13 protein-coding genes and 2 rRNA genes are annotated in these 26,427 nt (G+C 59.3%); 8 read left to right on the plus strand and 7 right to left on the minus strand.

What is annotated here, in order from left to right; genetic code table 11:
* Positions 1-61: 61 nt before the first annotated feature.
* The 3 genes from rrf (HU773_RS01560) to HU773_RS01570 all read left to right on the plus strand — a co-directional run bounded on the left by rrf (HU773_RS01560) (position 62) and on the right by HU773_RS01570 (position 2,546).
* Positions 62-177 (plus strand): 5S ribosomal RNA (gene rrf, locus HU773_RS01560).
* A gap of 109 nt (positions 178-286) precedes the next feature.
* Positions 287-402 (plus strand): 5S ribosomal RNA (rrf, locus tag HU773_RS01565).
* 263 nt (positions 403-665) lie between these two features.
* On the plus strand, positions 666-2,546 hold the full coding sequence (locus HU773_RS01570; protein ID WP_057441336.1) for a methyl-accepting chemotaxis protein: 1,881 nt from the start codon (positions 666-668) through the stop codon (positions 2,544-2,546).
* Between the two features lie 51 nt (positions 2,547-2,597).
* Here the strand turns inward: HU773_RS01570 and HU773_RS01575 are convergent, their stop codons facing one another.
* The 5 genes from HU773_RS01575 to HU773_RS01595 form a co-directional block, all read right to left on the minus strand.
* The gene (locus HU773_RS01575; protein WP_057957926.1) at positions 2,598-3,059 is read right to left on the minus strand and encodes an SRPBCC family protein; all 462 of its coding nucleotides are present in this window, start codon (positions 3,057-3,059) and stop codon (positions 2,598-2,600) included.
* Between the two features lie 22 nt (positions 3,060-3,081).
* Positions 3,082-6,471, minus strand: a complete 3,390-nt coding sequence (locus HU773_RS01580; protein ID WP_186626322.1) for an amino acid adenylation domain-containing protein — start codon at positions 6,469-6,471, stop codon at positions 3,082-3,084.
* On the minus strand, positions 6,468-7,415 hold the full coding sequence (locus tag HU773_RS01585) for a diiron oxygenase (RefSeq protein WP_120731171.1): 948 nt from the start codon (positions 7,413-7,415) through the stop codon (positions 6,468-6,470). Before HU773_RS01585 ends, HU773_RS01580 begins: the two co-directional genes overlap by 4 nt.
* The gene (locus HU773_RS01590) at positions 7,412-8,182 is read right to left on the minus strand and encodes a DUF3050 domain-containing protein (RefSeq protein ID WP_057957929.1); all 771 of its coding nucleotides are present in this window, start codon (positions 8,180-8,182) and stop codon (positions 7,412-7,414) included. The genes HU773_RS01585 and HU773_RS01590 overlap by 4 nt, the downstream gene beginning before the upstream one ends.
* 511 nt (positions 8,183-8,693) lie before the next feature.
* On the minus strand, positions 8,694-9,404 hold the full coding sequence (locus HU773_RS01595; protein ID WP_057957930.1) for a GntR family transcriptional regulator: 711 nt from the start codon (positions 9,402-9,404) through the stop codon (positions 8,694-8,696).
* Positions 9,405-9,680: 276 nt separating this feature from the next.
* Between HU773_RS01595 and lapG the strand changes: the two genes are divergently transcribed.
* Both lapG and lapD read left to right on the plus strand, forming a co-directional pair.
* Positions 9,681-10,373 (plus strand): cysteine protease LapG, encoded by a 693-nt coding sequence (lapG, locus tag HU773_RS01600; protein WP_057441344.1) that lies wholly within the window; start codon positions 9,681-9,683, stop codon positions 10,371-10,373.
* 14 nt (positions 10,374-10,387) lie between these two features.
* The gene (lapD, locus tag HU773_RS01605) at positions 10,388-12,334 is read left to right on the plus strand and encodes a cyclic di-GMP receptor LapD (protein WP_057957931.1); all 1,947 of its coding nucleotides are present in this window, start codon (positions 10,388-10,390) and stop codon (positions 12,332-12,334) included.
* A gap of 14 nt (positions 12,335-12,348) precedes the next feature.
* Here lapD and HU773_RS01610 read toward each other — a convergent pair whose 3' ends face one another.
* Positions 12,349-12,687: a hypothetical protein gene (locus tag HU773_RS01610; RefSeq protein WP_057441348.1), complete on the minus strand. Its 339-nt coding sequence runs from the start codon at positions 12,685-12,687 to the stop codon at positions 12,349-12,351.
* A 160-nt stretch (positions 12,688-12,847) separates the two neighbouring features.
* The gene (locus HU773_RS01615; protein ID WP_217883914.1) at positions 12,848-21,145 is read right to left on the minus strand and encodes a retention module-containing protein; all 8,298 of its coding nucleotides are present in this window, start codon (positions 21,143-21,145) and stop codon (positions 12,848-12,850) included.
* A gap of 339 nt (positions 21,146-21,484) precedes the next feature.
* Between HU773_RS01615 and HU773_RS01620 the strand changes: the two genes are divergently transcribed.
* From HU773_RS01620 to HU773_RS01630, 3 genes are read left to right on the plus strand one after another with little or no spacing between them, the layout of a single operon-like run.
* On the plus strand, positions 21,485-22,831 hold the full coding sequence (locus tag HU773_RS01620; protein WP_057438932.1) for a TolC family outer membrane protein: 1,347 nt from the start codon (positions 21,485-21,487) through the stop codon (positions 22,829-22,831).
* Positions 22,832-22,872: 41 nt separating this feature from the next.
* A complete protein-coding gene (locus tag HU773_RS01625) occupies positions 22,873-25,029 on the plus strand; it encodes a type I secretion system permease/ATPase (protein ID WP_057957933.1) in 2,157 nt (718 codons plus the stop codon).
* The gene (locus HU773_RS01630) at positions 25,022-26,380 is read left to right on the plus strand and encodes an HlyD family type I secretion periplasmic adaptor subunit (RefSeq protein ID WP_115129340.1); all 1,359 of its coding nucleotides are present in this window, start codon (positions 25,022-25,024) and stop codon (positions 26,378-26,380) included. Before HU773_RS01625 ends, HU773_RS01630 begins: the two co-directional genes overlap by 8 nt.
* Positions 26,381-26,427 lie beyond the last annotated feature (47 nt).

The following is a 26,427-nucleotide window of genomic DNA, read 5'->3' on the forward strand; positions in this document are numbered from 1 at the left end:
GCTGTCACATACCCAATTTGCTGAAGCGAGACCATCTGGTCACGACTCAGTACCCGAATTTCTTGACGACCATAGAGCATTGGAACCACCTGATCCCATCCCGAACTCAGTAGTGAAACGATGCATCGCCGATGGTAGTGTGGGGTTTCCCCATGTGAGAGTAGGTCATCGTCAAGATTAAATTCCGAAACCCCTGTTTGCTAACGCAAACAGGGGTTTTGTTTATGTAGAAGTCCATGAATTTCACCGAACCGTTGCTAGTGCAACGCTCTGGTACACAGAATTTCTTGACGACCATAGAGCATTGGAACCACCTGATCCCATCCCGAACTCAGCAGTGAAACGATGCATCGCCGATGGTAGTGTGGGGTTTCCCCATGTGAGAGTAGGTCATCGTCAAGATCAAATTCCGAAACCCCCGTCTGTTAACGCAGACGGGGGTTTTGTCGTTTTGGGGGCTTATGTGTCCTCTGCTGACCGCCTGTCAGTTTCCTGCATAAAAAGAAGATGTATCCCACAAATTCCTAAGATTTATCCAACCTTGGCCGAAAGCCTGATGAGCCATGCGTGCACCGAAATAGAGCGGTCGTAGAGTCCGCCTATACCGTACATGGAACGTTGCATTCGGCACGCTCACCCCCTTTTGGCAAAAAGAAGTCGATGAAATGAATCTCAAGTTCAGTCATAAAATTCTGTTGGCCGCGTCAGGCGTTGTGGTTTTGGCCTTCGCGCTGTTTACGTTGTACAACGACTACCTGCAGCGCAACACCATCAGGCAAAATCTGGAGTCATCTATTGAGCAGTCGGGTGACCTGACTGCCAGCAGTGTGCAGAACTGGCTCAGTGGCCGGATACTGGTCCTGGAGAATCTCGCGCAGAACGTTGCTCATCAAGGCGCCAACGCCGACCTCCCCGGCCTGGTTGATCAACCGGCGTTCACCTCGAACTTCCAGTTCACCTACGTTGGCTCAACCAACGGTGTCTTCACTCAGCGTCCTGACGCGAAAATGCCTGAAGGCTACGATCCGCGTCAGCGCCCGTGGTACAAGCAAGCGGTCGCTGCCGACAAACCCATGCTGACGCCGCCTTATATGGCCGCCGTCGGTGGTTTGATCGTCACCATCGCGATGCCGGTCAAGAAAAATGGTGAGCTGCTGGGTGTAGTGGGTGGTGACTTGAGCCTGCAAACCCTGGTGAAAATCATCAACTCGGTGGACTTCGGCGGGATTGGCCACGCGTTCCTGGTCAGCGGCGATGGGCAGGTAATCGTCAGCCCTGACCAAGAGCAGGTAATGAAAAACCTCAAGGATATCTATCCAGGCAGCGGTGTCCGGATTGAGAAGGTTAATCAGGATGTCGTCCTCAATGGTCAGGACCGCATCCTGTCCTTCACCCCGATCAGCGGCTTGCCGGGTGCAGATTGGTACATAGGCCTGTCGATCGACAAAGACAAAGCCTACGCCCCCCTGGGTAAATTCCGCACCTCCGCTTTGATCGCGATGTTTATTGCCGTCACAGCGATTGCCGTGTTGCTGAGCCTGTTGATCCAGGTGCTGATGCGCCCACTGACCACCATGGGCCGCGCGATGCAGGACATTGCTCAAGGCGAGGGTGACCTGACCCGCCGCCTGGTCGTGGAAAGCAAAGATGAATTCGGCGAGCTGGGTAGTGCGTTCAACCAGTTTGTCGAGCGTATCCATGCCTCGATCAGCGAAGTGTCCTCGGCGACCAGGCATGTACACGATCTTTCCCAGCGCGTGATGGCATCGTCCAACGCCTCGATCATCGGCTCCGACGAACAGAGCGCCCGTACCAACAGCGTTGCTGCGGCCATTAACGAACTGGGTGCCGCCACCCAGGAAATCGCCCGTAACGCCGCTGACGCCTCGCAACACGCCAGTGGCGCCAGCGAGCAAGCCGATGACGGTCGCCAGGTGGTAGAGAAAACCATCCTGGCGATGTCCGAGCTGTCGCAGAAGATCAGCTTGTCCTGCACGCAGATCGAAACCTTGAATGCCAGTACCGACAACATTGGCCACATTCTTGATGTGATCAAAGGCATCTCTCAGCAAACCAACCTGCTGGCCCTCAATGCCGCCATTGAAGCGGCCCGTGCCGGTGAAGCCGGCCGTGGCTTTGCCGTGGTCGCCGACGAGGTGCGCAACCTGGCTCACCGTACCCAGGAATCGGCGGAGGAGATCCACAAGATGATCACCTCGTTGCAGATCGGTTCACGCGAAGCGGTCACCACAATGAACGCCAGTCAGGTGTCCAGCGAAGAAAGTGTCGAGGTTGCCAACCAGGCCGGTGAGCGCTTGATCAGCGTGACCCAGCGAATCGTCGAGATTGATGGCATGAACCAATCGGTGGCGGCAGCCACTGAGGAACAGACTGCCGTGGTGGAAACCCTCAATGTTGATATCAACCAGATCAACCTGCTGAACCAGCAAGGTGTGGCCAACCTCAACGAGACCTTGAAAGACTGTGACGCGCTGTCACAACAAGCCAATCGCTTGAAGCAGTTGGTCGACAGTTTCAAGATCTGATCACCACGGGGTAAATGTGGCGCAGTGCAGCAGTGCACTGCGCCATTTTTTTCAGCCAAGCAACCGGCGTACGTTATCCAGCGCACTGTCGGCGAAGTCCTGGATAAACTGTTCAAACCCCTTTTTATCGCGGGCATCAACGGGCTCGGCGATGATGGTCCAGGTCGCCCGCGCTTGTTGCCCCTCAAGCGACTCAACAGCCATTGCCGCCCACAGTCGGGCCACGCCCAAGGTGTTATAGATCGTCGTCCACGTCATGTGCATCGTCCGCGCATCGTGGCTGTTGAGCTGTTCCACGACGATATTGCCATCGTGGAACCATTTCTTGCGTAGCGATCCCACCCCGCTGCCCGTCATGCTGATACGGGCGAGGGCAGGAATGAACGCGTCAAATCCCTCGAAACGCCCCACGACCGCCCATAGCTCATCGGCGCTGCAGGCAATCACCACAGATGACACCACAGGCCTGCCCAGGGGGTTTTTGATCAACGTATCGGGTTGCAGCTGTCTCATAAGTATTTCCTGAAGGCGGGGGTCACAGAAAGCCGATGGCATTGAGGTATTGGCATCCTCTGCGTAATAACTCGGGTGCTTTTTCGGGATACTGCACACCCATTTGTTCGACGCCATGGCGTGCGTTCTCATGGCGAATCATCGAAATATCGCCGATGTCTTCTCCCAGCCCATTGAGGTAGAACCCGAGCACACCGAAAAGGGCATTCTCGCGACCTACTTCGCGCAGATGGTGCTGCCAATCCGCGACGCTCACCAACTCGAACGCATGACCTGCCTGGCGAAACGACTCCACGTAGGTTTCCCACCTCAGGGGCTGCGGATTGTGCAGGTTGAAGACGCTACGCTCGGCAACGTAGTTGCCACTGTGGAAGGCAATGAACCGTGCCAGGAAATCCACCGGCATCAGGTCGAAGTTCAAGCCCAGGCGTGGCACCCGGCCCAGCTGCAGCGATCCCTTGAGCATCAGCAGCAGGCGGTTCTTGTGGGGTTGGCAGACACCGTTGTGGCTATTGAAACTGATGTTCCCGGGTCGATAGATATTGATCCAGGCACCTTGTCCGGCGGCACGCCCCAATAGACGTTCGGCCACCCATTTGGACAGGTTGTAGCCGTTCTTGATGTACAGCGGTGGGGTGCTTGCCGCCGGCGCTTCAAGCACTTGCCCGTCGGCCCCAACGCTACTCGACGCGGATAGTGTGGAGACGAAATTGAGCACTTTCTTGCAATGGGTTTCGCACAGGCGCAGGCATTCAATGACCGGCTCCACGTTGTCCTTGGCCAGCGATGCGTAGTCCATGACGTGATTGACGTGGGCCGCGCTGTGTACCAGCACCCCGAACTGGCGGGCGAGGCGTTCATAGACCTGTGCCTCCAGGCCTAAACGAGGTTGGCGCAGGTCAGCGGTGTATACCCGTACGCGGCTCAGGTCCAGGTGTTCCAGGCGGTATTCACGCATGGCGTCGGCAAACCGTATGGCGGCCGATTGTCCTGGGTTTTCGCGAACCAGGCAGGCGACTTCTGTCGCTCCGGCCACCAGCAAGGCTTCGACGATATGTATACCCAAAAAGCTGTTGGCGCCGGTCACGATAGCCTTGTGGCGATCACCGGCACGCGCCCCTGGCAGCACGGGGATATCCAGCGGGCGTAGTGCATCGCTTATCGCCCGGGCGGTGGGCGCCGTCCCCGGCGCGCTGTCGCCCATCAACGCCGCGAGTGTCTGCACCGTTGGCGCTTCGATAAACCGGTTGAGGGGCAGGCTGCGTCCGTACAACTCGCGAATCCGCAGGAGCATGGTCGAAAGCAGAATGGAGTGACCGCCGAGATGGAAAAAACTGTCGTCAGTCGAGATCTCGTTGACCGGCAACCCCAGCAGCTCACTCCACAGGTCCAGCAATTGCGCTTCCACCGGCGTTTGGGGGAGGCAATGGGGGTTATCCGAGACGGCCTGCACGACCAGTGCCTGTAATGCCTGGCGATCAACTTTGCCATTGCTGCCATAGGGCAGGCTCGTCAACTCAGTGAATACGGTCGGCTGCATATAGTCCGGCAGCGTTTGCCTGGCGTGTTGCTTGAGCGCTGCCAGGGCCGCGCCCGAATAGCTGGGATCAGCGTGTGCCACGAACACGAGAATTCTTCGCTCACGGTTAATCACCACCGCCACCTGGCGAAACAACTGGCTGGCGCGCAAACACTGCTCAATCTCCTGGGGTTCGACCCGAAAACCGCGGATCTTCACCTGCTGGTCCTGGCGCCCGACCAGTTCGATGCCCTCTGCAGTCCATTTCGCCATGTCTCCCGTGCGATAGGTGCGCAGGGTTCGGCCATCAGGCAGCGCAAGGTGCACAAAGTGCTCGGCGGTCTGCCGTGGCTGGTTCACATACCCAAGGCTTACTCCAGGGCCTGCGATGTACAGCTCGCCAACCACCTGATCCTCAACCGGTCGGCGCTGCTCGTCGAGGATCAGCACCTGACTGTTGGCGATGGGCATGCCGAGGTTGAGATTGCTGTCGTCAGCCCGCATCCGCCGGCAGCTGACCAGCACCGTGGCCTCTGTCGGGCCATACAGGTTGTGCAGGGCGCATTGCCCGGCCATTTGCTCAATGACATGGGGCTCACAGATATCACCGCCGGTCAGCAGGTGCTCCAGGCCCAGCGGCCGATCCATCGGCAGCAGGCTCAACAGCGCAGGTGGCAGGAAGGCATGGGTGATGCGCCGTTGCCGGATCAGTTCCACCAACTGGCGAGGGTCGCGACGCTGTTCTTCGCTGGGAACAATCAGGGTCGCGCCCTGGCTCAGGGCCGGAAAAAGGTCGATCAGTGAAGAGTCAAAACTCAAGGAAGAAAATTGCAGTACGCGGCTGTGCTCACTGAGCTCGACATACTGGCTGTACCACGCCGAGAAATGGGCCAGGTTCTGCTGGCTGAGCAAAACGCCCTTGGGCTGGCCGGTGGTGCCGGAGGTGTAGAGCACCATGCTGGCGCTATCAATCGAGGGTAACGTCAGGGCCAGGGGGCAGCGCTCGTCCATGTGCCGGCTGTCTATGCCGCTGACATCCACCCCAGTGAAATGCTCGCGCAACGGATGTTGGCCGTCATCGAGCAACACCGTGGCCCCTGCATTCTCCAGCATGGCCCGCTGGCGCGGCAGCGGATGGCCCGGCTCCAATGGCAGATAGACCGCGCCGCAGCCAAGAATCGCCAGAATGCTGGCATACAACTCAACCGACTTGCCCAGGCAAATACCGACCACGGGCACCTGCCCAGGCCCGAGCAACGGCCGCAAAACCTGCTGGATCGCCAGGCTGTGCCGCAACAGGCGTCGATAACTCAGGCTGAGGCCGGCGATCTCCAGGGCCGGCCTATCGGCGAAGACCCGCAAGCTGTGCTCCAACTGTTTGACCAGCGGCGTCCGGGCTTTTTGCAGCAGCGCCGGCTCATCGGTCCGGTTAAGGCGATGCAGGTAGGCCAGCCCCTCCAGGCCTTGCAGGCTTTGCTCTGGAAGGGGGGAGGCGCTCGCACGTTGGGCAAAATGTCCGGGGTTGCGCGCGAAGCCGCTGACCTGCCGCACAATCCACTCGACCAACTGTGTCACCGCCTGGCGTCGCAGTTGTTGACCGTTGCCGCAGGCTGGCGGTGCTACATCCAGCACGGCCAGCAGTTGCGATACGCGGTCATAGCAGCGTATTTGCAGGGCCGGCAGGCCGCACTCGCTCAAGGGGCCGATGGCCAGGCGCAGGCTCATCACGACCATGCCGGGCGAATCCTGGGCGACGGGCTGAGTGCCGTCTTCAATCAGCAAGTCGATGGCCGGCTCCTGCGCACCAAGGTCATGACCATAGGGTTCCAGTGCCTGCGTCAGCTCGTGCAAGGCCGTACTGGTACCGACCGGCCTAATCCCTAGGCGTCTCATGACGGGCTCCCGGATACGGGCAGATACGCGCTCATCGCCTGGGCGACGCAGGGTGTTTGCAGCAGCCCGCTGCGGCGCAGGAAACCCATGATGTTGCTGATCAGCGGGTGCTGGCGGGTGATGGGAAAGGCCAGGGCATTTACCTCGACCCGCAAAGCTTCGCGGACGGAGGGACTGATATCCAGATGGTCGATCAACAGCAGGTCGAAGTCCCTTTGCAGGTCACTGGTCAAATAGTGCTGCAGGAAGATCGGCAGCATCTGGGCGAGACAGTGGCGGTCTGCTTCGCTTGCCGTTTGCCAGTAGAGCCGCACCAGGCCGGTCCAGAAGCTGGCGTGGCGGCCCTCATCAGCCAGATGGTCGGCCATCAACCCCCTTACCGACTGTTTGACGCTGTCATCCTTGGCAAACGCCGCCACGTCATGGGTGACTGTGTTCTCGGCAATCGCCACGCCGATCAGCTCCACGGCATCACGCAGATGTGCCGGTACGCGGGCCTGCGCGCTGGGTATGGCACGGCTCAACTCGATGGCCGCAGGTAGCGCCAGCGGCGCAATACCCGTCTTCTCCTGCGTTTGCTGCATGAAGTCCAGGGCAACGAGGGCGTGGTAATCCTCATCGACCACCACGGTCATGGCGGCGTAGCGGCAGGCCACAGGGAAGGGGATTGAAAAGCGATTCTTGGCGATGCTCCTCGCGGTTTTATCGACGATCTCGGTTTCAAAGATCACCACGTCGTTGATGAATTTGTAGAACGTCTGCACCAGGACAAACTCGCGCCACTGCGGACAATGCTCCAGAAAGCCTGCACTGAGCACCAACGGTTGACGACATAGGGGATAGATCAACTTGTCGTCATCTTCCAGCAGGCGACGCGGGCGAGTACGGATGGTCGCCTGCTGCTCCCAGTCGGTCGCGAATGAGCGGTAGTCGGCAGCGGTCACAGGCTCACCTCCTGGCATCCTGCGTGCCGGCGCAGGCCGTCCCACAGGGCGATGCGGCTCTCTACGGCGCTGATGGCAGCATTCCAGGCCTGTTGTTCGCGCAGGGGATCTGCCTGGATCAGCCGCTGTAGCAGGTGTTCTGCGGCCGGTTCATGACCCTGGGCGTCCAGCTCGATGTGCCGCTGCAGGTAATAGCACAAGCTGGGGGCTTGCCGATGAGCGACATCGCAGCCTTCCAGGAGGCGCTTGAACATCGCCGGGATGACACTTTCGCGGCCATGCAGGAAGGTCGCGGCGACACAATGGGTCGGTGCGTTCAAGGCGACGTCCAGGGTGTGCCGCACAAAGCGCTCTACCGCAGGATCAATGGTGATCTGTGCCAAGGCGCTGTCGACGCTTGCTCCCTCACGCTGCAACGCGATGAATCGTTCGATGGTGATGGTGCAGGCTCCCACCTCGCGCATGGCCTCCAGATACAGTTCGAAGTGACTGCTGTGCCCGACGCCCTGGCGCTGGTCTGATTCCTCGTCCAGGACAATTTCGTTGATCAGCCGCGCGGCCTGTGGGTCTGTCGGCGGCAGCCAGGGCAGGCGGATGCAGGTCAGGTCCTGTTGCAGGCGTTTGGTCAGGGTCATGAAGTCCCAGACGGCGAACACATGGTTTTGCATAAAGTGTTGTAGTTGCGGGAAAGAATTGATTTCCAGGAATATCGGATGTTCATGTAGTTGTTGTTTTTTATGTCTAAGTAGTTCTTGTAGTTGAAACATGGTTAATGCCTATAAGTCGTTATGTCGACTCAAATAAAAAGTTTGTTTAGAACCAAGCGTGGGTTGTTGGCGAGTACTTCGTTGCCCGGCAAGCAACAGGTAGTGACAAAGCATCCTATTCTTGTTGGAGCGCGCGTCGTCCACAGCTATGCCCAAGCCTGTGCCTACGCTTTCGAATGAAGTGCCAAGACCAATTAAAGAATAATCACTTGGTTAAGTGTTCAAATACTTTCTGAGTTGTATAAGGTTTTTTTGCAGGAAGGGAAATGCTGCAGTTGAACTTACTGTTCGGGGTGGGAACTTTCCTTGTTGTTTGCGAGTTTTATGTGGGTGGACTTAACGGGCAGGGTTTGATCCATTATTGCTTTGCAACGCTGCAGGTTCCTATCGGTCGATATCGAGTCTGTTGGCGCAAGCATCCAGGAGGGTGACGGCAGGCATGGACCGGCTTTGGGCGTGTGCGGCGCCTGGTCATCCAGGTCGCGCACTGGGCGGCTAAAGCCGGGAGAAGTCAACGCGGACCTTTGTCGTTGTCCTGTTCAATGCTGTTGAGGTATTGAGTGATCACTTCCATGCCGCGCATCAGGTGATTACGCAGCGTCAGCACGCTCTGCTCGACTTTTTTCTGCGCGACCAGATTCAGCAACTCGCGATGGTCCTCCTGGGAGGTTTTGCCCAGTCCCATGGCTTCAAGGTTGAAGCGCAGGAACCGCTCCTCCTCGTTCAGCCCGTGTTCCACCAGGTTCAACAACCGCTGGTTGGGTGCCTTGCCATACAACGCCATGTGAAACAGGCGGTTGAGCCGGCCGATTTCGGTGTAGTCGGTTTCGCACTCAAGGGTGTCGATCAAGGCGCCCGCCTGCTCGATATCGCTCTGGGTGAGTAATGGGATCGACAAACGCAGTGCTTCCGACTCCAGGAGAATACGCAGGGCGTAGGTCTCCGCCGAGTTATCTTCAATCAGCGGAGCAACCACGGCGCCTTTATGGGTTACCACATGCAACAGCGACTGTGCCTCCAGCTGGCGCAGGGCTTCGCGCACCGGCATCCGGCTGACCCCGAACAGGCTGGCCAGCTCTTGCTGGCGCATGGCGGTGCCGCAGGGCAGGCGACCATCCAGTATGGCGTTGCGCAATGTTTCTTCAATAACGGAGCGCGCGAGGTGAGCGGGAATGGGCCCACTGATCTTGATGCTGCTCAAAGGGTTCGGCTTGTGCGTCACGACTACGCTATCCTCCTTTCTTGTTGGAATGGGTTTTGGCTGATTGGATCCAAAGAACACTAGAGATTGCATGCAGGCTTGTCAAACAGGCAAAGTTTCCCTTTGTAAGCGACTCAACAGCGCGGTTTTACATCGCACATTATGGCTGGCGGGCGTCTTACAAGTGCGATTGCTTTAGCTGAGTGGACGCTGGGTGATTGCACTGTGCCATTGTCTTTTGCCGACTGACCCTTCACCATCGAATGATTCTCCGTCTCTTTCTACGGACTGAAGCCATTGGCGGTACGTTTTACTCCCTCGCGGATCCTGTGCTGGCTGTTTTCAGCGCTGCTGCTGGCTGGCTTATTGCCTGGCGGGCTGCATGCCGATTGGGATTTTTCCCAGATCAGCCGGCGCGCTACAGCGCTCTATGGACCGCTGGGCGCGGGCCAGCAGCGTATCGACGACTGGCAGCGGCTGCTGGCCACGCAAAAACAAGGCAGCGAGTTGGAGCAGCTCAAGGTGGTCAACCTGTTCTTCAACAAGCGGGTGCGCTATGTCGAAGATGTCGACTTATGGAGCCAGGTCGATTATTGGGAGACGCCCATCGAAGCCCTGTGGAAGGGCGCCGGCGATTGTGAAGACTATGCCATTGCCAAGTATTTCAGCCTGCGGCACCTGGGCGTCTCCAGCGACAAATTGCGCATTACCTACGTCAAGGCATTGCGGCAGAATCGCGCCCATATGGTCTTGACCTATTATTCGACGCCAGAGGCCATGCCACTGGTACTCGACAGCCTGATCGACGAGATCCAGCCTGCCAGCCAACGGACCGACTTGCTGCCGGTCTACTCCTTCAACGCCGAAGGCTTGTACCTGCCCGGCGCCAAAGGCAACAAAAAGGTTGGCGACACCAAGCGCCTGTCGCGCTGGCAGGATGTGTTGAAAAAAATGCGGGCGGAAGGTTTCCCAGCCGAGCCGGCCAACTAGGAGTAACTGTTCAGATGTCACTGTTCAAACAGCTGTTGATCGCTATCTGTCTGTTCCTGGTGGTCGCCTTCAGCGGCAGCTTCATGGTCAGCCTGGAAAGTTCGCGTACCCAATACGTGAACCAACTGCGCTCCCACGCGCAGGACGCGGCGACCGCTCTGGCGCTGTCCCTGACGCCCAATATCGACGACCCGGCGATGGTCGAACTGCTGGTCAGCTCGATCTTCGACAGCGGTTATTACGCGAGCATCCGCGTGGTTGACGTGACCAATGACCAGGTCATCGTCGAGCGCAGTGGTATCCCCGACAACAACGGCGTGCCCAACTGGTTCGTCAAGTTGATCGGCCTGGAACCGGCCGGCGGCGACGCCCTGGTCAGCCGTGGTTGGGAGCAGGCGGCGCGGGTCGAGGTGGTCAGCCATCCGATGTTCGCCCTGGCCAAGCTGTGGCAGAGCGCCCTGGGCAGCCTGGGCTGGCTGCTGCTGTGCGGCGCCGTCAGTGCGGTGCTGGGTGCGCTATTACTGCGCCGGCAACTCAAGCCTCTGGACTATATGGTCAAACAGTCCCATGCCATTGCCCGCCGTGAGTTCCTGAGCCTGCCGGATCTGCCGCGCACCCCGGAGCTGCGCCGCGTGGTACAGGCGATGAACCAGATGGTGGAAAAGCTCAAGGCACTGTTCCAGGAACAGGCCGAGCGCAGCGAAAAACTGCGGGTGGAATCCTATCAGGACAACCTCACGGGCCTGGCCAACCGTCGTTATTTCGAGATGCAACTCAATGCCCGGGTCAGCAACCCCGAAGAAACCAGCTCAGGCTACCTGCTGGTGCTGCGGGTCAAGGACCTGGCCGGCCTCAACCAGCGCCTCGGTGGCCAGCGCACCGACCAGCTGCTGCAGGCAGTCGGCGAACAACTGCTGCGCCAGTGCGAGCCGTACCCGGAAACCCACAACCTGATTACGCGCATCCGCGGCGGCGAGTTTGCCGTGCTGGCGCCGGGGCTGATGCGTGAAGAGGCGATGCAGCTGGCGCAGAACCTGGAAAGCACCCTGCAAAGCCTGCAAGCCACCGGCGCCAGTGACGTTTCGCCGGTTGCCTGTATCGGCCTGGCGCCGTTCAGTCACGGTGATTCCCCCCAGGCCCTGCTGACCCTGGCCGACCAGGCATTGGCCCAGGCCGAAACCCTGGGTGACGTGAGTTGGGTGTGCCTGGACCACAGCGCTGCCGCCAGCGTCGGCGACGATCATCATGCCTGGCACTCACTGTTGGACCTGGCGCTGAGCCAGCAACGCTTCGAGCTGTACTTCCAGCCGGTGGTGGCCGCCCAGGATCCGCAACTGATCCTGCACTACAAAGTGCTCTCGCGTTTGGTGGACGATCAGGGCCACACCATCCCGGCCGGCCGTTTCCTGCCTTGGCTGGAGCGGTTTGGCTGGTCGGCGCGTCTGGACCGACTGATGCTCGAGCTGGTGCTCAAGCAGATGGCCAGCCATGAACATTCGTTGGCCTTGAACCTGTCTGCGGCCACGCTGGCAGACCCCCAAGCCCTGAACCGCGTGTTCGACCTGCTGCGTCAGCATTCCAACCTGGGCCCGCGCCTGACCCTGGAAATCGGTGAAGAGCAACTGCCCGAACAGGCGGTACTGGAGCAGTTGACCCAGCGCCTGCGGGAGCTGAACTTCTCCCTCAGCCTGCAACGTTTTGGCGGGCGCTTCAGCATGATCGGTAACCTGGCGCGCCTGGGCCTGGCCTACCTGAAGATCGATGGCAGCTACATCCGCGACATCGACCAGGAAAGCGACAAGCGCCTGTTTATCGAAGCTATCCAGCGCGCAGCCCACAGCATCGACTTGCCGCTGATTGCCGAGCGGGTCGAAACCGAGGGTGAGTTGCAGGTGATTCGCGAGATGGGGATTTTTGGCGTGCAGGGCCAGCTGTTTGGCGAGCCGGCGCCCTGGCGCTGAGGCCGTGGCCGGCCTCAGATCAGGCCGGTCTCATCATCATTGATCAGGTGGCTCAGGCCACCCAGTGATTCCCGTGCGTGGCTGCGATCCTTGAGCTTGGCTTGCGCGGCAACCGGCAGGTCCGTGAGGTTGATCACGCCTTTCTGGATCAGCACCTGAATCAAGTCTTCCAGCACCCGAATCATCTCCGAGTCACTGTGCTTGAGCTGCTTGAGGCTCAGCTCCGCTTCTTCATTGGCAAACCAGGCCTGGATCTCATGATGATCCGCGGGCAGGGTGCCGGTCGATTCGGCGAAGGCAACCGCTTCGGCGCGAATCAGCTCACCCTGTGCATCACGTTGCACGTAGAACATTGAACATCCCTCATGAGGAGAACTGACGACAGCCTGTCAGCAGCATAGGCCAACGGAGCGCGATTGGACGTGAGTATGCCGTGCAATCGTTGCCCCATGCCAGTGAACGGTGGCCGCAAATGAATCGGCCGCCTCAAGAGGCGGCCGGTTCAGTGGTTCATTAGGAGTGATCGACCTTGATGGTCGGGTCAGCACCAGTGATCAACGAGTTGATCGATTGGCCAGACCAGTTGTTGCCTTCCAGCTTGATCGTCACATCCGCATTGGCCAGGCCGCCGTCAGCGTTGAGCTTGCCTTCGGAACTGATCTGCAGCGTGGTCACGTTATCCACCGTGGTCAACTTCAGGAAGTTGTCGATGGTGCTGTCGGTTTCGCCCTTGAGCAGGTCACGCAGGTCGATACGGTCGCCTTCCGAGGCCTTGAAGTCCTTGATCACGTCGTTGCCGACGTCACCGGATCTCCAGACGAAGGTATCGGCACCGGTGCCGCCGATCAGGATGTCATTACCCTGGCCGCCGATCAGCGTGTCGTTACCCGTGCCGCCCAACAGGATGTCGTTGCCCTTGCCACCGTCCAGGTAGTCGTTGCCGCCCTGGCCGAACAGGATGTCATCACCCGAGCCACCCAGCAGGGTGTCATTACCGTCTTTGGCACCCGAGGTGTTGAACTCGGTGTAATGCTCGGTGATGTACTTGTGCACATCCTGGCCGGTGACAGCAGCAACCGCCACGCCGTTTTTCCCTGCCACGTAGGTCTGGATGGCGTTATAGCCCTCGCCGGTAATGCCCGGGAAGCTCACCAGGTCGCCGAACAGGATATCGTTGCCGTCACCTCCATCGACACGGTCGGCACCCGGCAGGGTGGCCTCGCTGTGACCGAGGATGGCGTTGGCCAGGTCCTTCGGATCGATGTTGCTTTGTGGCTTGTTGTCGCTGTCGTACGGTGCCAACTGATTCAGGCTGATCCCGCTGTTGAGGCCGATGGCTTCTACGCCACCTGTGGACAGGCCCTTGAGCAGTGCGAACGCGTTCTGCGAGTTGCTGATGAGCGTTGGATCGTTGATGTTTGAGGATGAGGCTGTACCGTTGCCGCCAACGGACGACAACTCATAGGTGCCATCCCCTTGGGCATGAATGGTACCCAGGTTGGACTGCCCCCAACCCCACCAGTTGTAGGTCCCGAGGGTCACCGTCCCTACCGTATTGATGTCAAGGTAGTGCTCCGAATCGATAGTGATCCGCGTGGCGGTACCCAGGGTGTAGTTACTCATGTTGACAACATCGTCCAGCTTGACGTTGCCGTACAAGCTCGGATTGGTCTGCTCATAGCGCTGGTAGTACGTCGGCTGACCATCGGTGATGAAGTAAGTGGTGTTGATTGCATCCTTGTTGCCAGTCGCCTGGCCACTTTTGAAGAAGTTGGATGCAGCCTTGAACACGTCTTCGTAGTTGGTGCCGCCGGTCGACACCATCTTATCCAGGACCTTCTGCAGCGCATCCAGTGCACCCGGGTCTTTCAGGTTGACTGTAACCGTACGATTGACCTGGTCACTGAAGTCCGCCAGGAAGATGTTCACGGTGCCAGAGGTGCTGGAGCCGATACTGTTTTTCAGTGAGTTGAACACGGTGGTCAGCGAGGCTTTCGCCGCCGCTACCGAGTCCGAACCCATACTGCCCGACGTATCGATCATGAACGCGATGTTGTAGTTTTTGCCCTGGACCACGTTCAGGCCAGAAACGTCCGCCACGATGATGTCGTTGCCGCTGCTACCGGTGACGTTGTCATCGCCCGAAGTCGCCGTGCTCCCGCTATAGGTGGCCGGGTACACCTTGACTGGCACATTGGCAACGGTTGTGGCCGAGCCGCCGAGGCTTTCGGTGGAGGTCGACGTCACGGTCAGGTTGTACTGGCCGCTGGTGTAAGGCAGTGGTTTGAGGCTCAAATTATTGAGGTCCCAACCGGTGACATTGACTTCGGTATGGCCATTGGTAGCCGTAAAGGTATGCCCGGCACCATCGCTGAGCACTGCGCCCACCGGGATGCTGCCGATCTTCACGCTCAGGGTTTCCGAGCCGTCGGTATCGGTCAGGCCAGTGGTGACCTTGGTCAGTTTGACCGTGCCGTTTTCCAGCCCTTCGTTGAGCTTATACGCGTCGTAGTAGCCCTGGCCGTTGGTGCCATGCAGGTCAGACACCTGGGCACCTGCGTTGATCAGGTCGTTGACCCCGGTGTAGATCGGGATGTTGGTATTACTCAGGTTCGTCGCCGCCCCACCGTTGATCGACAGGTTAACGTCATAGCCGCCGGCATTTGACTGGTTCGCATGGTAAATATCGATGCTGTAGTAGCCATTGCTGGTCGGGGTGAACGTGCCGCTGAACTGGCCGGAGTTCGAGCCCCAGGTACCGCTAGCCACGTCTTTGCCGCCGATTCTGATCAGGAGACTGTCATCGGCATAGCCGCTGAAGGTATAGGCCTTGCCGGCTTCCAGATAGATCAAGCCTGAGGTTTTCGACCCCGCGCCAGCTGGTACGTTGGCCGTCGACTCGACATTGGTCGAAAGCGTCGTGCTGTTAGGCGTACCCGCGTTATCGATCGCATTTTTCAGTGCGGTCGGTGTCGCGCCATTGCCGTTGGTGCCCAGGTTCGCAATGCTGTTCCAGCTCTGCTTGGTCAGGCCTACCGATGCGATGTTGTTATCGGCAACGCTCAACGTCGGCGCGTCCGCAACCGGGGTGATGTCGACTTTCACGGTAGCGCTGGTGCCCAGGTCCTTGCCATCGGTTGGCTGGAACTTGAACTGTGCGTAATCAGCCTGCTTGTTGCCCACACCGGTGCCGCCGTAGCCGTCGGCTCCGGATTCGTTGGCGTTTGGCGTGAAGCGCAACTGGCCGCCGTCGATCTGCGCCTTGGTGAAGGTCTGGCCGGCTGTCACGTTGGTCCAGGTAGTGCCGTCCGCTGCCAGGTACTGCAGCTTGCCGGCGACTGGCAGCTCGGTGATTTTCACCCCGAGGCTGGCCTGAGGGGAATCCACATCGGTGACCCCGAAATTGGCCCAAGTCAGCTTCAGCGATGTGTCTTCGGTGCCGGTGACGGCGCCGCCAGTGGCAACCGGTGCGTCGTTGACCGCCACTACGTTGACTGTGGTGGTCGCTACGTTCGAGTAGTTGCCGCCGTCGGTCACGGTCACGGTGATGGTCCGTGGCGTGGTGCTCGGGTCGTCGCTGCTGTTGCTGAACGTGATGTTCTTGATCTGCTGCATGTAGTCAGCCAGCGACGCCGTCCCGGTTAGGGTCAGGGTGATCTTGCCGGTGACAGGATCCGTGACCGAGGTCACGTTCATACCGCTGACCTTGCTGTAGTCCAGCAAGTCGTTCGGCTGAGTATTGGTCAGCACCACCGTGGCGCCAGTCAGTTGGGTGCTGTCCGGGTCGGTGATGCGGATGTCGGTGTCAGCAATCGACACGCCAGTGCCGCCCTCGGTGAACGTGGTCTTGAAGTCGTTCCCGGTGGCGCCGCTGGAGTTGTTGGCATCCAGGTCGATGGTCGGTGGTGCATCGTTATCGATGATCGACGTTTCGATTTTACCGTTGGTGGTGCTGACAACCAGGTTCTCGAAGTTACCGCCGGAGGTACCGGAGATGCTGATCTCGAACTTCTCCGTAGGCTCGGTCAGCTTGTCGTCGATGGTCTTGATATCGAACGTCGCAGTGCTTTGGCCGGCTGGAATCTTCACGGTGTACACGCCGTTGAAGTCCGAACCGTCCTGGGCCACACCTTTATACGAGAGGGTCACCGTGACTTCGGTGGCTGCCGGCTGGGTCAGGTTCAACGTGTAATGAGCGGTCTGGCCTTCGGTCACCGAGGTATCGCCCGCGATACTGATCACGGTGTTGCTCGTCACGTCCGTCACCTTGGTGACTACCGGAGTACCGACCGGGATCAGGTTTTCATACTTGTCACCACCGCTGACCACGTTAGTGATCTTCGCGGAAATATCCTTGGCGCCCACGTAGAAGTCATTCGGCGCGGTGAAGTTGGCGGTACTGCTGGTCTTGCCATTACCGATGGTAATGATCAAGTCGTTGTCCAACTTGATCACCAGGTCGGAACCCACGTTGGTCACGGCCGCACCGTTCTTGTCCACGAGGCTGGCGGTGTAGACGATCTGGCCACCTTCGGCGACGTTGGCGGTGGCGGTCAGCACAACCCTCACCTCGTCGATGGTGTCGTTGATGGTTGTGGTTGCGCCATCGCCAGCAACTACGAGCTTCTCGAAGTTGCCACCGTCAGTCCCGGTGATCTGAACGGTCTGGGTGCTCTTGTCGACGAACACGTCATCGCCAGGGGCATCAACGGTGACGGTACCGACGGTTTCACCGGCCTTGATGGTGATGGTCTGTTTGTTGTCCAGCGTCAGGGTGACGTCGGTATCCGCTTTATTCGAAAGCGTAGCGGTGTAGGTGATCTGGCCACCCTCACTCACTTCCGACGGAGCCGTCAGCGTCACGGTCGTAGTGTTATCGGTACCTGGGGTATCAGTAACAGTCGTAGTGACCTTATCAGTGCCCGGAACCAGGTTTTCAAAGTGCTCGCCACCGGTGACTTCTTTAATGCCGGTAGTAACAGTCTGATCGCCTTTGTACACATCATCCGGAGCTGTAGTCGAAACAGTACCGCTCGACTGGTTCACACCGATGGTGATGACCTGGTTGTTATCCAGGGTCACGGTCACAGGGCTGGTGATGTTAGTCACCGGCGCGCCGTTCTTATCTACCAAGGTAGCGGTGTAGACGATCTCGCCGCCTTCGCCCACAGTTTTAGTGGCGGTCAGGACCACATCGACCTTGTCGATGGTGTCGTTGATGGTTGTGGTTGCGCCATCGCCAGCGACTACGAGCTTCTCGAAGTTGCCGCCGTCAGTCCCGGTGATCTGGACGGTTTGGGTGCTCTTATCGACGAACACGTCATCGCCAGGGGCATCAACGGTGACGGTGCCGACTGTTTCGCCCGCTTTGATGGTGATGGTTTGTTTGTTATCGAGTGTCAGGGTGACGTCAGTGTCAGCCTTGTTGCTCAAGGTGGCGGTGTAAGTGATCTGGCCACCTTCACTCACTTCCGAAGGAGCAGTCAGCGTCACGGTCGTGGTGTTATCGGTGCCCGGTGTGTCAGTGACAGTCGTGGTGACCTTGTCAGTACCTGGAACCAGGTTTTCAAAGTGCTCGCCACCGGTGACTTCTTTAATGCCGGTAGTAACAGTCTGGTCGCCTTTGTACACATCATCTGGAGCCACAACCGAGACAGTCCCGCTCGACTGGTTCACACCAATGGTGATGACCTGGTTGTTATCCAGGGTCACAGTCACAGGGTTGGTGATGTTAGTTACTGGCGCACCGTTTTTATCCACAAGGGTGGCGGTGTAAACGATCTCGCCGCCTTCGCCCACAGTTTTAGTGGCGGTCAGGACCACATCGACCTTGTCGATGGTGTCGTTGATGGTGGTAGTCGCGCCATTGCCAGCAACCACGAGCTTCTCGAAGTTGCCGCCGTCAGTCCCGGTGATCTGGACAGTCTGGGTGCTCTTATCGACGAACACGTCATCGCCAGGGGCATCAACGGTGACGGTACCGACGGTTTCGCCGGCCTTGATGGTGATGGTTTGTTTGTTATCGAGTGTCAGGGTGACGTCAGTGTCAGCCTTGTTGCTCAAGGTGGCGGTGTAAGTGATCTGGCCACCTTCACTCACTTCCGAAGGAGCAGTCAGCGTCACGGTCGTGGTGTTATCGGTGCCCGGTGTGTCAGTGACAGTCGTGGTGACCTTGTCAGTACCTGGAACCAGGTTTTCAAAGTGCTCGCCACCGGTGACTTCTTTAATGCCGGTAGTAACAGTCTGGTCGCCTTTGTACACATCATCTGGAGCCACAACCGAGACAGTCCCGCTCGACTGGTTCACACCAATGGTGATGACCTGGTTGTTATCCAGGGTCACGGTCACAGGGCTGGTGATGTTAGTCACCGGCGCGCCGTTTTTATCCACCAAGGTAGCGGTGTAAACGATCTCGCCGCCTTCACCCACAGTTTTGGTGGCGGTCAGTACCACATCAACCTTGTCGATAGTGTCGTTGATCTGCGTCGTCGCCCCACCCGGTGCGATATCAAGCTTCTCGAAGCCACCACCCACGATGTCCGGATTGATCGTGACGTTGATCGGACCTGCATCTTTGAATACGTCGTCGCTCGGTGCCTTGGACGTCACCTGGCCTGTCGTCTCGCCCTTGGCGATAGTGATCACGTCACCATTGCTCAAGGTCAGGGTCAGGTCGCTGCCGGCCTTGTTGCTCAAGGTCGCGGTGTAGGTGATGTTGCCACCTTCGTCGGCCTCGCCTGGTGCGGTCAGGGTGACGGTGGTGGTGTCGGTGGTGCCGGGTGTGTCGGTCACGGTGGTGTTGACCGGCGTGGTGCCCGGTACCAGGTTCTCGAAATGCGCGCCGCCGGTCACATTGGTGATAGCGGTGGTGACGGTCTGGTTGCCCTCATACACGTCGTTCGGCGCAACAGTGGTGGCAGTGCCAGCGGACTGGCCGACACCAATGGTGATGGCCTGGCCATTGTCCAGCGTCACGGTCAACGGATTGGTGGTGTTAGTGACCGGGTTACCTGCCTTGTCCACCAGCGACGCGGTGTAGACGATATTACCGCCTTCGCCCACGGTGGTAGTCGCAGTCAGGACCACATCGACCTTGTCGATAGTGTCGTTGACGGTGGTGGTAGCGCCGTCACCGGCCACTTCCAGTTTTTCGAAGTTGCCGCCAGTAGTCTCGACGATCTTTACGGTTTGCGTGCTTTTGTCGACAAACACATCATCGCCCGGAGCATCGACGGTGACGGAGCCGACGGTTTCACCCGCCTTGATGATGATGGTCGAACCGTTATCCAGCTTCAGCGTAACGTCAGTGTCGGCTTTATTGGAAAGCGTGGCGATATAGGTAATCTGGCCGCCTTCGCTGACATCGCCTGGCGCAGTCAGGGTTACGGTGGTGGTGTCGACCGAATCGGTGATGGTGGTGACGGCTGGCGTGGTGTTGGGCACCAGGTTTTCAAAGTTGCCACCGGTCGTGCCAGTGATGGTCGTCGTGACGGTGCTGCCGTTGACGTAGACGTCGTTCGCCGGAGTGTCGACCACCACGGTACCGACGGACTCGCCGGCCTTGATGGTGATCACCGAGCCGTTGGACAAGGTCACGGTCACCGGGGTTTGCGCCGGGTTGGTCAGCGTCGCGGTGTAGGTGATCTGGCCTCCTTCGGTGACGGTGTTAGTGGCGGTGAGGGTCACGCCGGTGTCGTCGACCGAATCGGTAATCGTGGTGACGGCTGGTGTGGTGTTGGGCACCAGGTTTTCGAAGTTGCCACCGGTTGCCCCGGTGATGGTGGTGCTGACCGTGCTGCCATTGTTGTAGACGTCGTTGGCCGGTGTCTCGACCACCACTGTACCGGTGGACTTACCTGCCTCGATGTTGATCACCGAGCCGTTGCTCAAGGTAATGGTGACGGGCGTCTGCGCCGGGTTGGTCAAGGTCGCGGTGTAGGTGATCTGACCGCCTTCGGTCACCGTTTCGCCTGCTGTCAGGGTCACGGTGGTGGTGTCGATGGTGTCGGTGATCTGGGTGACGGCCGGCGTCGGGTCGACGGTCACGATCAGGTTGTTACCGCCGGTGGTGCCAGTGACGGTGACGCTGATCTGGCCTGGGTCGATATACGGGCTGTCATTAGGCGCCAGGGGCACATTCACGGAGCCAGTCACCTGGCCGGCCGGGATGGTGATCACCGCGCCGTTGGACAGGGTGACGGTCAGGTTGCTGGTAGACGGCTGGGTCACCGTAGCGGTGTAGGTCAGCACGCCGCCGGCTTCGGTGATGGTCGGGGTGGCGCTCAGGGACAGGGTCGACGGCAAAGGTGCTGCCGTGAGCGGGTCGGTCGGCTGCCCGCCGAGTTCGTTGGTCAACGCATTGGTACCGAAACCCAGGCCAGCCGTCGGGAAACCAATGGTCGGATCAACCGAGCCTGCGGTCTCATCGAGCATCACAAAGCTGTGACCGCCCCCCGCAGCGCCGGTGCCAGCAGCTGCCGCGCCTGCGGCGGTGGCTTCCAGCTCGGTGGTCGGGTCAGCGCCGGCGGCGATTGCCTGCTGCAGTTCGGCAACCGACGGTGCAGCCTGTGCGGTGGCTTGTGCCAGGTCCGTGCTGGAGTCGGGCGCGGTGGCGCTCCACTGGGTGTCACGGCCCAGGTCCAGGGTGCGACCATCGGCCAGCTCCAGGCTGACTGCGCCCGACATCCCGGTGTCTATCTGGTCGCCGGCAAAAAGGCGATCACCTTCAACAAGCACCCGGCGGGCCCCTTCCGGAGAAATGACGAAAACTTGGCCAACAATGCTTTTGACGATGGCAACAACACTGCTCATTGAAGATTTCTCCGGCGATCCATTCTGTGGGTGTTCCTAGGGCTGAGATCTGATGGGATTCATCAGCCTGGGAGGTGCGTAGTTTATAAAACGAATGACGTCAAATAATTGGCTGTATTTTTTGGCGATTTACTTTATGCCAAACTATTGACCTTCTTGGCGCCATCCTAAACAATCGCCTCGCTAATGTCACATTGATATTCACGCGGCGAACCGTCCTACATGTGTGAACCAGTTCCGCTTTTGAACTTTCCGACGTACGGTCATTACGGTAGCCATTTTCTAACGCAGCACGCCAAGTTGCTGTGACTTGAGACAAGAAGTCCTGGGGATTCTTAAATGCGTTTGCACCTGCTTAAGGCAATACCGTTCGTTCTCGCCGCCAGTTTCGTACAAGCCCAAACCCTGCCCCAGGCCATGCAGCAAGCGCTGGATGTGCACCCTGAGATTCAGGCAGGTGTCAATGCTCGTATCGCGGCTGACTATCAGTTGCGTGCGGCCAAGGGCGGTTACCTGCCCCGTGTCGACCTGAACGCCGGTTATGGCCGTGAAGGCACCGACAGCTCGTCCACCCGTGCCCGTGGTGGCCATTGGGACACCCTCAATCGCGGTGAGTCGAGCCTGCGTCTGCAGCAAATGGTTTTTGACGGTTTTGCCACCTCCAGTGAAGTTGGGCGTCAACAAGCCACCGTTAACTCCCGCGCGTTTTCGTTGCTTGGCACTTCCGAGCGCACTGCATTAACGGTAGCCCAGGTTTATCTGGACGTCCTGACCCGCCGTGAATTCGTGCGCCTGGCTGAAGACAACCTGCGTAACCACGAGCGCATTTACGACCAGATCAAGTTGCGCACCCAGCGCGGCGTCGGCAGCGGGGCTGACCTGGACCAGGCCGAAGCCCGTCTGGCCCAGGCCCGCAACAACGTGATCACCGAGCAGACCAACCTGGCCGATGCCCAGACCAACTACCTGAGCGCTGTCGGTCAGGAAGCCGATCAGTTGGAGCGTCCGCCTAGCTTCATGGCGATGCTGCCTGCAGACCTGAACGAAGCACGTCGCCAGATGCTGGATAACAGCCCGATCCTGCGCTCGGCCGAATCCGACATCGCCGCCGCCGAAAAACAATACGAAGCCGCCAAGTCTTCCTTCTACCCACGCTTCGACGCCGAGTTGGGCCGCAACGCCGACAACAACATCGACGGCGACGCCAGCCACAACAATGGCTGGGAAGCGATGCTGCGTATGCGCTTCAACCTGTACGCCGGTGGCAGCAACAAAGCCGAGCTGGAGTCCAAGTCCTACCAGTCCAACCAGGCCCTGGATATCCGCAATAACGCCTTGCGCCAGTTGAACGAAGAACTGGGCCTGGCCTGGAACGCCATGAACAACGCCAATGCCCAGGTGCCGATTGCCCAGCAATATGTCGACCACAGCAGCAAAGTACGCGGCGCCTACCAGAAGCAATTCAGCCTGGGCGAGCGGACCCTGCTCGACTTGCTCGACAGTGAAAACGAACTGTTCACCGCTTCGCGTCGTCTGGAAGAGATAAAAAACGTTCAGTTATTTACTCAGTACCGAATCAAGGCGACCATGGGCGAGTTGCTCAAGAGCCAGGGAGTGGTCGCACCGATGGCCTCCGTCGTCCAGAACGATGTGAAGCCGAAAGTTCAACTGCCGGGGATGAATTGAGCTATTCCTTATAGACCCATCCGTTAGTTGAGAGAGCCCGCGTGGAATCAGAAGTTAGTCGAGTCCATCTCAGTCATGATCCACGCACATTGCACGACGACCCGTTACTCGACGGGTTGTTGGCTCTCTGCGCCCTGCACCAGAAGCCTGCCAGTGCGGCAATGCTGACCACCGGTCTGCCATTGCCGTCACAGCAGCTGACCGCCGATTTGCTGGCCCGGGCCGCGGCCCGCGCCGGTTTGCAAGGCCGGCTGCTGCAACGCAAGCTCGATTCGATCCCCGCGATTGCCATGCCGGCGCTGCTGTTGCTCAAGGACGGCCGGAGTGCCGTGCTGCTCGGCTGGCAGGGTGAAGACGAGGCCCAGGTTCTGCTCAGCGAAAGCGATGGCGGTGAAACCATCGTCAAGCGTCAAGCCTTGGCCGATGACTACATCGGCAAAGTGTTTTTTGCCCAGCCCCAGCACAAATTCGATGTCAGCCACGGCACCCTGATCCCTCGGGCCCGTTCGTGGTTTCGCGACACCCTCAAGCGTTCGCGTTGGCTCTACGCCGATGCCATCGCTGCCAGTTTCCTGATCAACCTGATTGCCATGGCCGCGCCGCTGTTCGTGATGAACGTCTACGACCGCGTGGTGCCGAACCAGGCCACCGCCACCCTGTGGGTGCTGGCCACCGGTATTTTCATCGCCTACGTCTTCGACCTGGTCCTCAAGAGCTTGCGCAGTCTGTGCCTGGACCTGGCCGGCAAAAAAACCGACCTGATCATCTCGGCCACGCTGTTCGAGCGGATCGTCGGCATGTCGATGAAGTACCGCCCGGCGCGGGTCGGCAGTTTCGCCCAGAACATCCACGAGTTTCAGAGCCTGCGCGACTTCCTCGCGTCCCTGACCCTCACCAGCCTGATCGACTTGCCGTTCACCCTGCTGATCTTCATGGTGATCGCCATCCTCGGCGGGCACCTGGTGTGGATCCCCATGCTGGCTTTCCCGATTGCCCTGGGCATCGGTTACCTGCTGCAAAAACCGCTGGTCGCCACCATGGAACGCACCATGGCCCTGGCCTCCGAGCGCCAGTCGAGCCTGATCGAAACCCTGGCCGGGCTGGATGCGGTCAAGGTCAACAACGCGGAAAGCGAGCGCCAGTACCAGTGGGAGCAGACCATTGGCACCCTCAGCCGCCTTGAGTTGCGGGTGAAAATGCTCTCTGGCCTGTCGATGAACATCACCCTGCTGATCCAGCAACTGGCGGGTGTGATCATGATTGTCTTCGGGGTCTACCAGATCATTGACGGCAACCTCAGCATGGGCGGCCTGATTGCCTGCTACATGCTCAGTGGCCGAGCCCTCAGCCCCCTGGCGTCGCTGTCGGGCCTGATGACCCGCTACCAGCAGGCCAAAGTCACCATGGTCTCCACCGACCAGATGATGGAACTGCCTCAGGAGCGCAACTTCGAAGAGCGCCCCTTGAGCCGCCGCACCCTGCAAGGTGCCATCGAGTGCCGGGGCCTGAACTTTACCTACCCCAACCAGCAGAACATGGCGCTCAAGAACATCAACCTGGTGATCAAGCCCGGCGAGAAAATTGGCATCATCGGGCGCAGCGGCTCGGGCAAAAGCTCCCTGGCCAAACTGATCGTCGGCCTCTACCAGCCCGACTCCGGCGCCCTGCTGGTGGACGGGGTGGACATTCGCCAGATCGACGTCAGCGAACTGCGCCACAACGTCGGCTATGTGCCTCAGGACATTCAACTGCTGGCCGGCACCCTGCGCGACAACCTGGTCTCCGGCGCCCGCTACGTTGAAGACGAAGTGGTGCTGCAAGCCGCCGAACTGGCCGGCGTCCACGAATTTGCCCGTCTGCACCCGCAAGGCTACGAACTGCAAGTGGGCGAGCGAGGCCAGAACCTCTCTGGCGGCCAGCGACAAAACGTCGCCCTGGCCCGTGCCCTGCTGCTTAATCCGCCTATCCTGCTGCTGGACGAACCGACCAGCGCCATGGACAACACCGGCGAGGAGCGCCTTAAACAGCGCCTGCAAGCCGTTGTGGAAAACAAGACGGTGGTGCTGGTGACACACCGGGCGTCGCTGCTGTCCCTGGTGGACCGCTTGTTGGTCATCGACCGTGGGCAAATCCTCGCCGATGGTCCGAAAGCCGTAGTGATGGAAGCGTTGAAGAAGGGGCAGATCAGTGTTGCGTAAATTCAAGGACGCGGTCCGTCGCTATTTCATTGGTTCCGATTCGCTGGACGGCCAGCCATTGCCAGAGGTCAAGAAGGCCCTGATCGAAGATGCCCCGCGCGTGGTGCGGCTGACCATCTGGGGGATCATCGGGTTTTTCCTGTGCATGTTGCTGTGGGCCGGCTTTGCCAAGGTCGACGAAGTCACGCGCGGCGATGGCAAGGCCATTCCATCCTCCAAGCTGCAGAAGATCCAGAACCTGGAAGGCGGCATCGTCGCCGAGCTGTTCGTCAAGGAAGGGCAGATCGTCGAAGCCGGCGCGCCGCTGATTCGCCTGGACGACACACGTTTTGTCTCCAACGCCGGGGAAACCGAGGCCCAGCGCCTGTCCCTGCTGTTGCGTATCGAGCGCTTGAGCGCCCAGGTCGAAGACCGGCCGTTGAACATCCCTGAAGATGTGCGGGCCGCTGCGCCCACCCAGGCCATCAACGAGCAGTCGCTGTACGAAAGCCGGCGCCAGCAGTTCAAGGACGAAATCGGCGGCTTGCAGGAACAACTGACCCAGCGCCAGCAAGAAATGCGCGAGTACACCTCCAAGCAGAGCCAGTACCGTAACCAGCTGTCGTTGCAGCGCCAGGAAATCAACATGTCCGAACCCCTGGTCGCCCAGGGTGCGGTGTCGCCGGTGGAAGTACTGCGCCTCAAGCGCGCAGAAATGGAAACCCGTGGCCAACTGGACGCCACCACCCTGGCCATCCCCCGTGCCGACTCGGCGATCAAGGAAGTACAGCGCAAGATCGACGAGACTCGCGGTAAGTATCGCAGTGAAGCCCTGACCGAGCTCAACGAAGCCCGCACCGACTTGAACAAGGCCCAGGCCACCGGCAAAGCCCTCGAAGACCGGGTGAGCCGGACCCTGGTCACCTCGCCGGTGCGCGGGATCGTCAAGCAACTGCTGGTCAACACCATCGGTGGGGTGATCCAGCCGGGCAGCGACATGGTAGAAATCGTCCCGTTGGACGACACCCTGCTGGTGGAAGCCAAGATCCGCCCGCAAGACATTGCCTTCCTGCACCCGGGGCAAGAGGCCGTGGTCAAGTTCACCGCCTATGACTACACCATCTACGGCGGCCTCAAGGCCAAGCTGGAGCGCATCGGTGCCGACACCATCACCGACGAAGACAAGAAAACCACCTACTACATGATCACCTTGCGCACCGACCGCAGCCACCTGGGTACCGATGAGAAGCCGCTGATCATCATCCCCGGCATGGTCGCTTCGGTCGATATCATTACCGGCAAGAAAACCATCCTCAGCTACCTGCTCAAGCCCATCATCAAGGCCCGGGCGGAGTCGCTGCAGGAGCGTTGATCTTCAGTGTCTGGGCGGGCCTCATCGCGAGCAAGCCCGCTCCCACA

This window comes from Pseudomonas shahriarae (assembly GCF_014268455.2).
GTDB lineage: Bacteria > Pseudomonadota > Gammaproteobacteria > Pseudomonadales > Pseudomonadaceae > Aquipseudomonas > Aquipseudomonas shahriarae.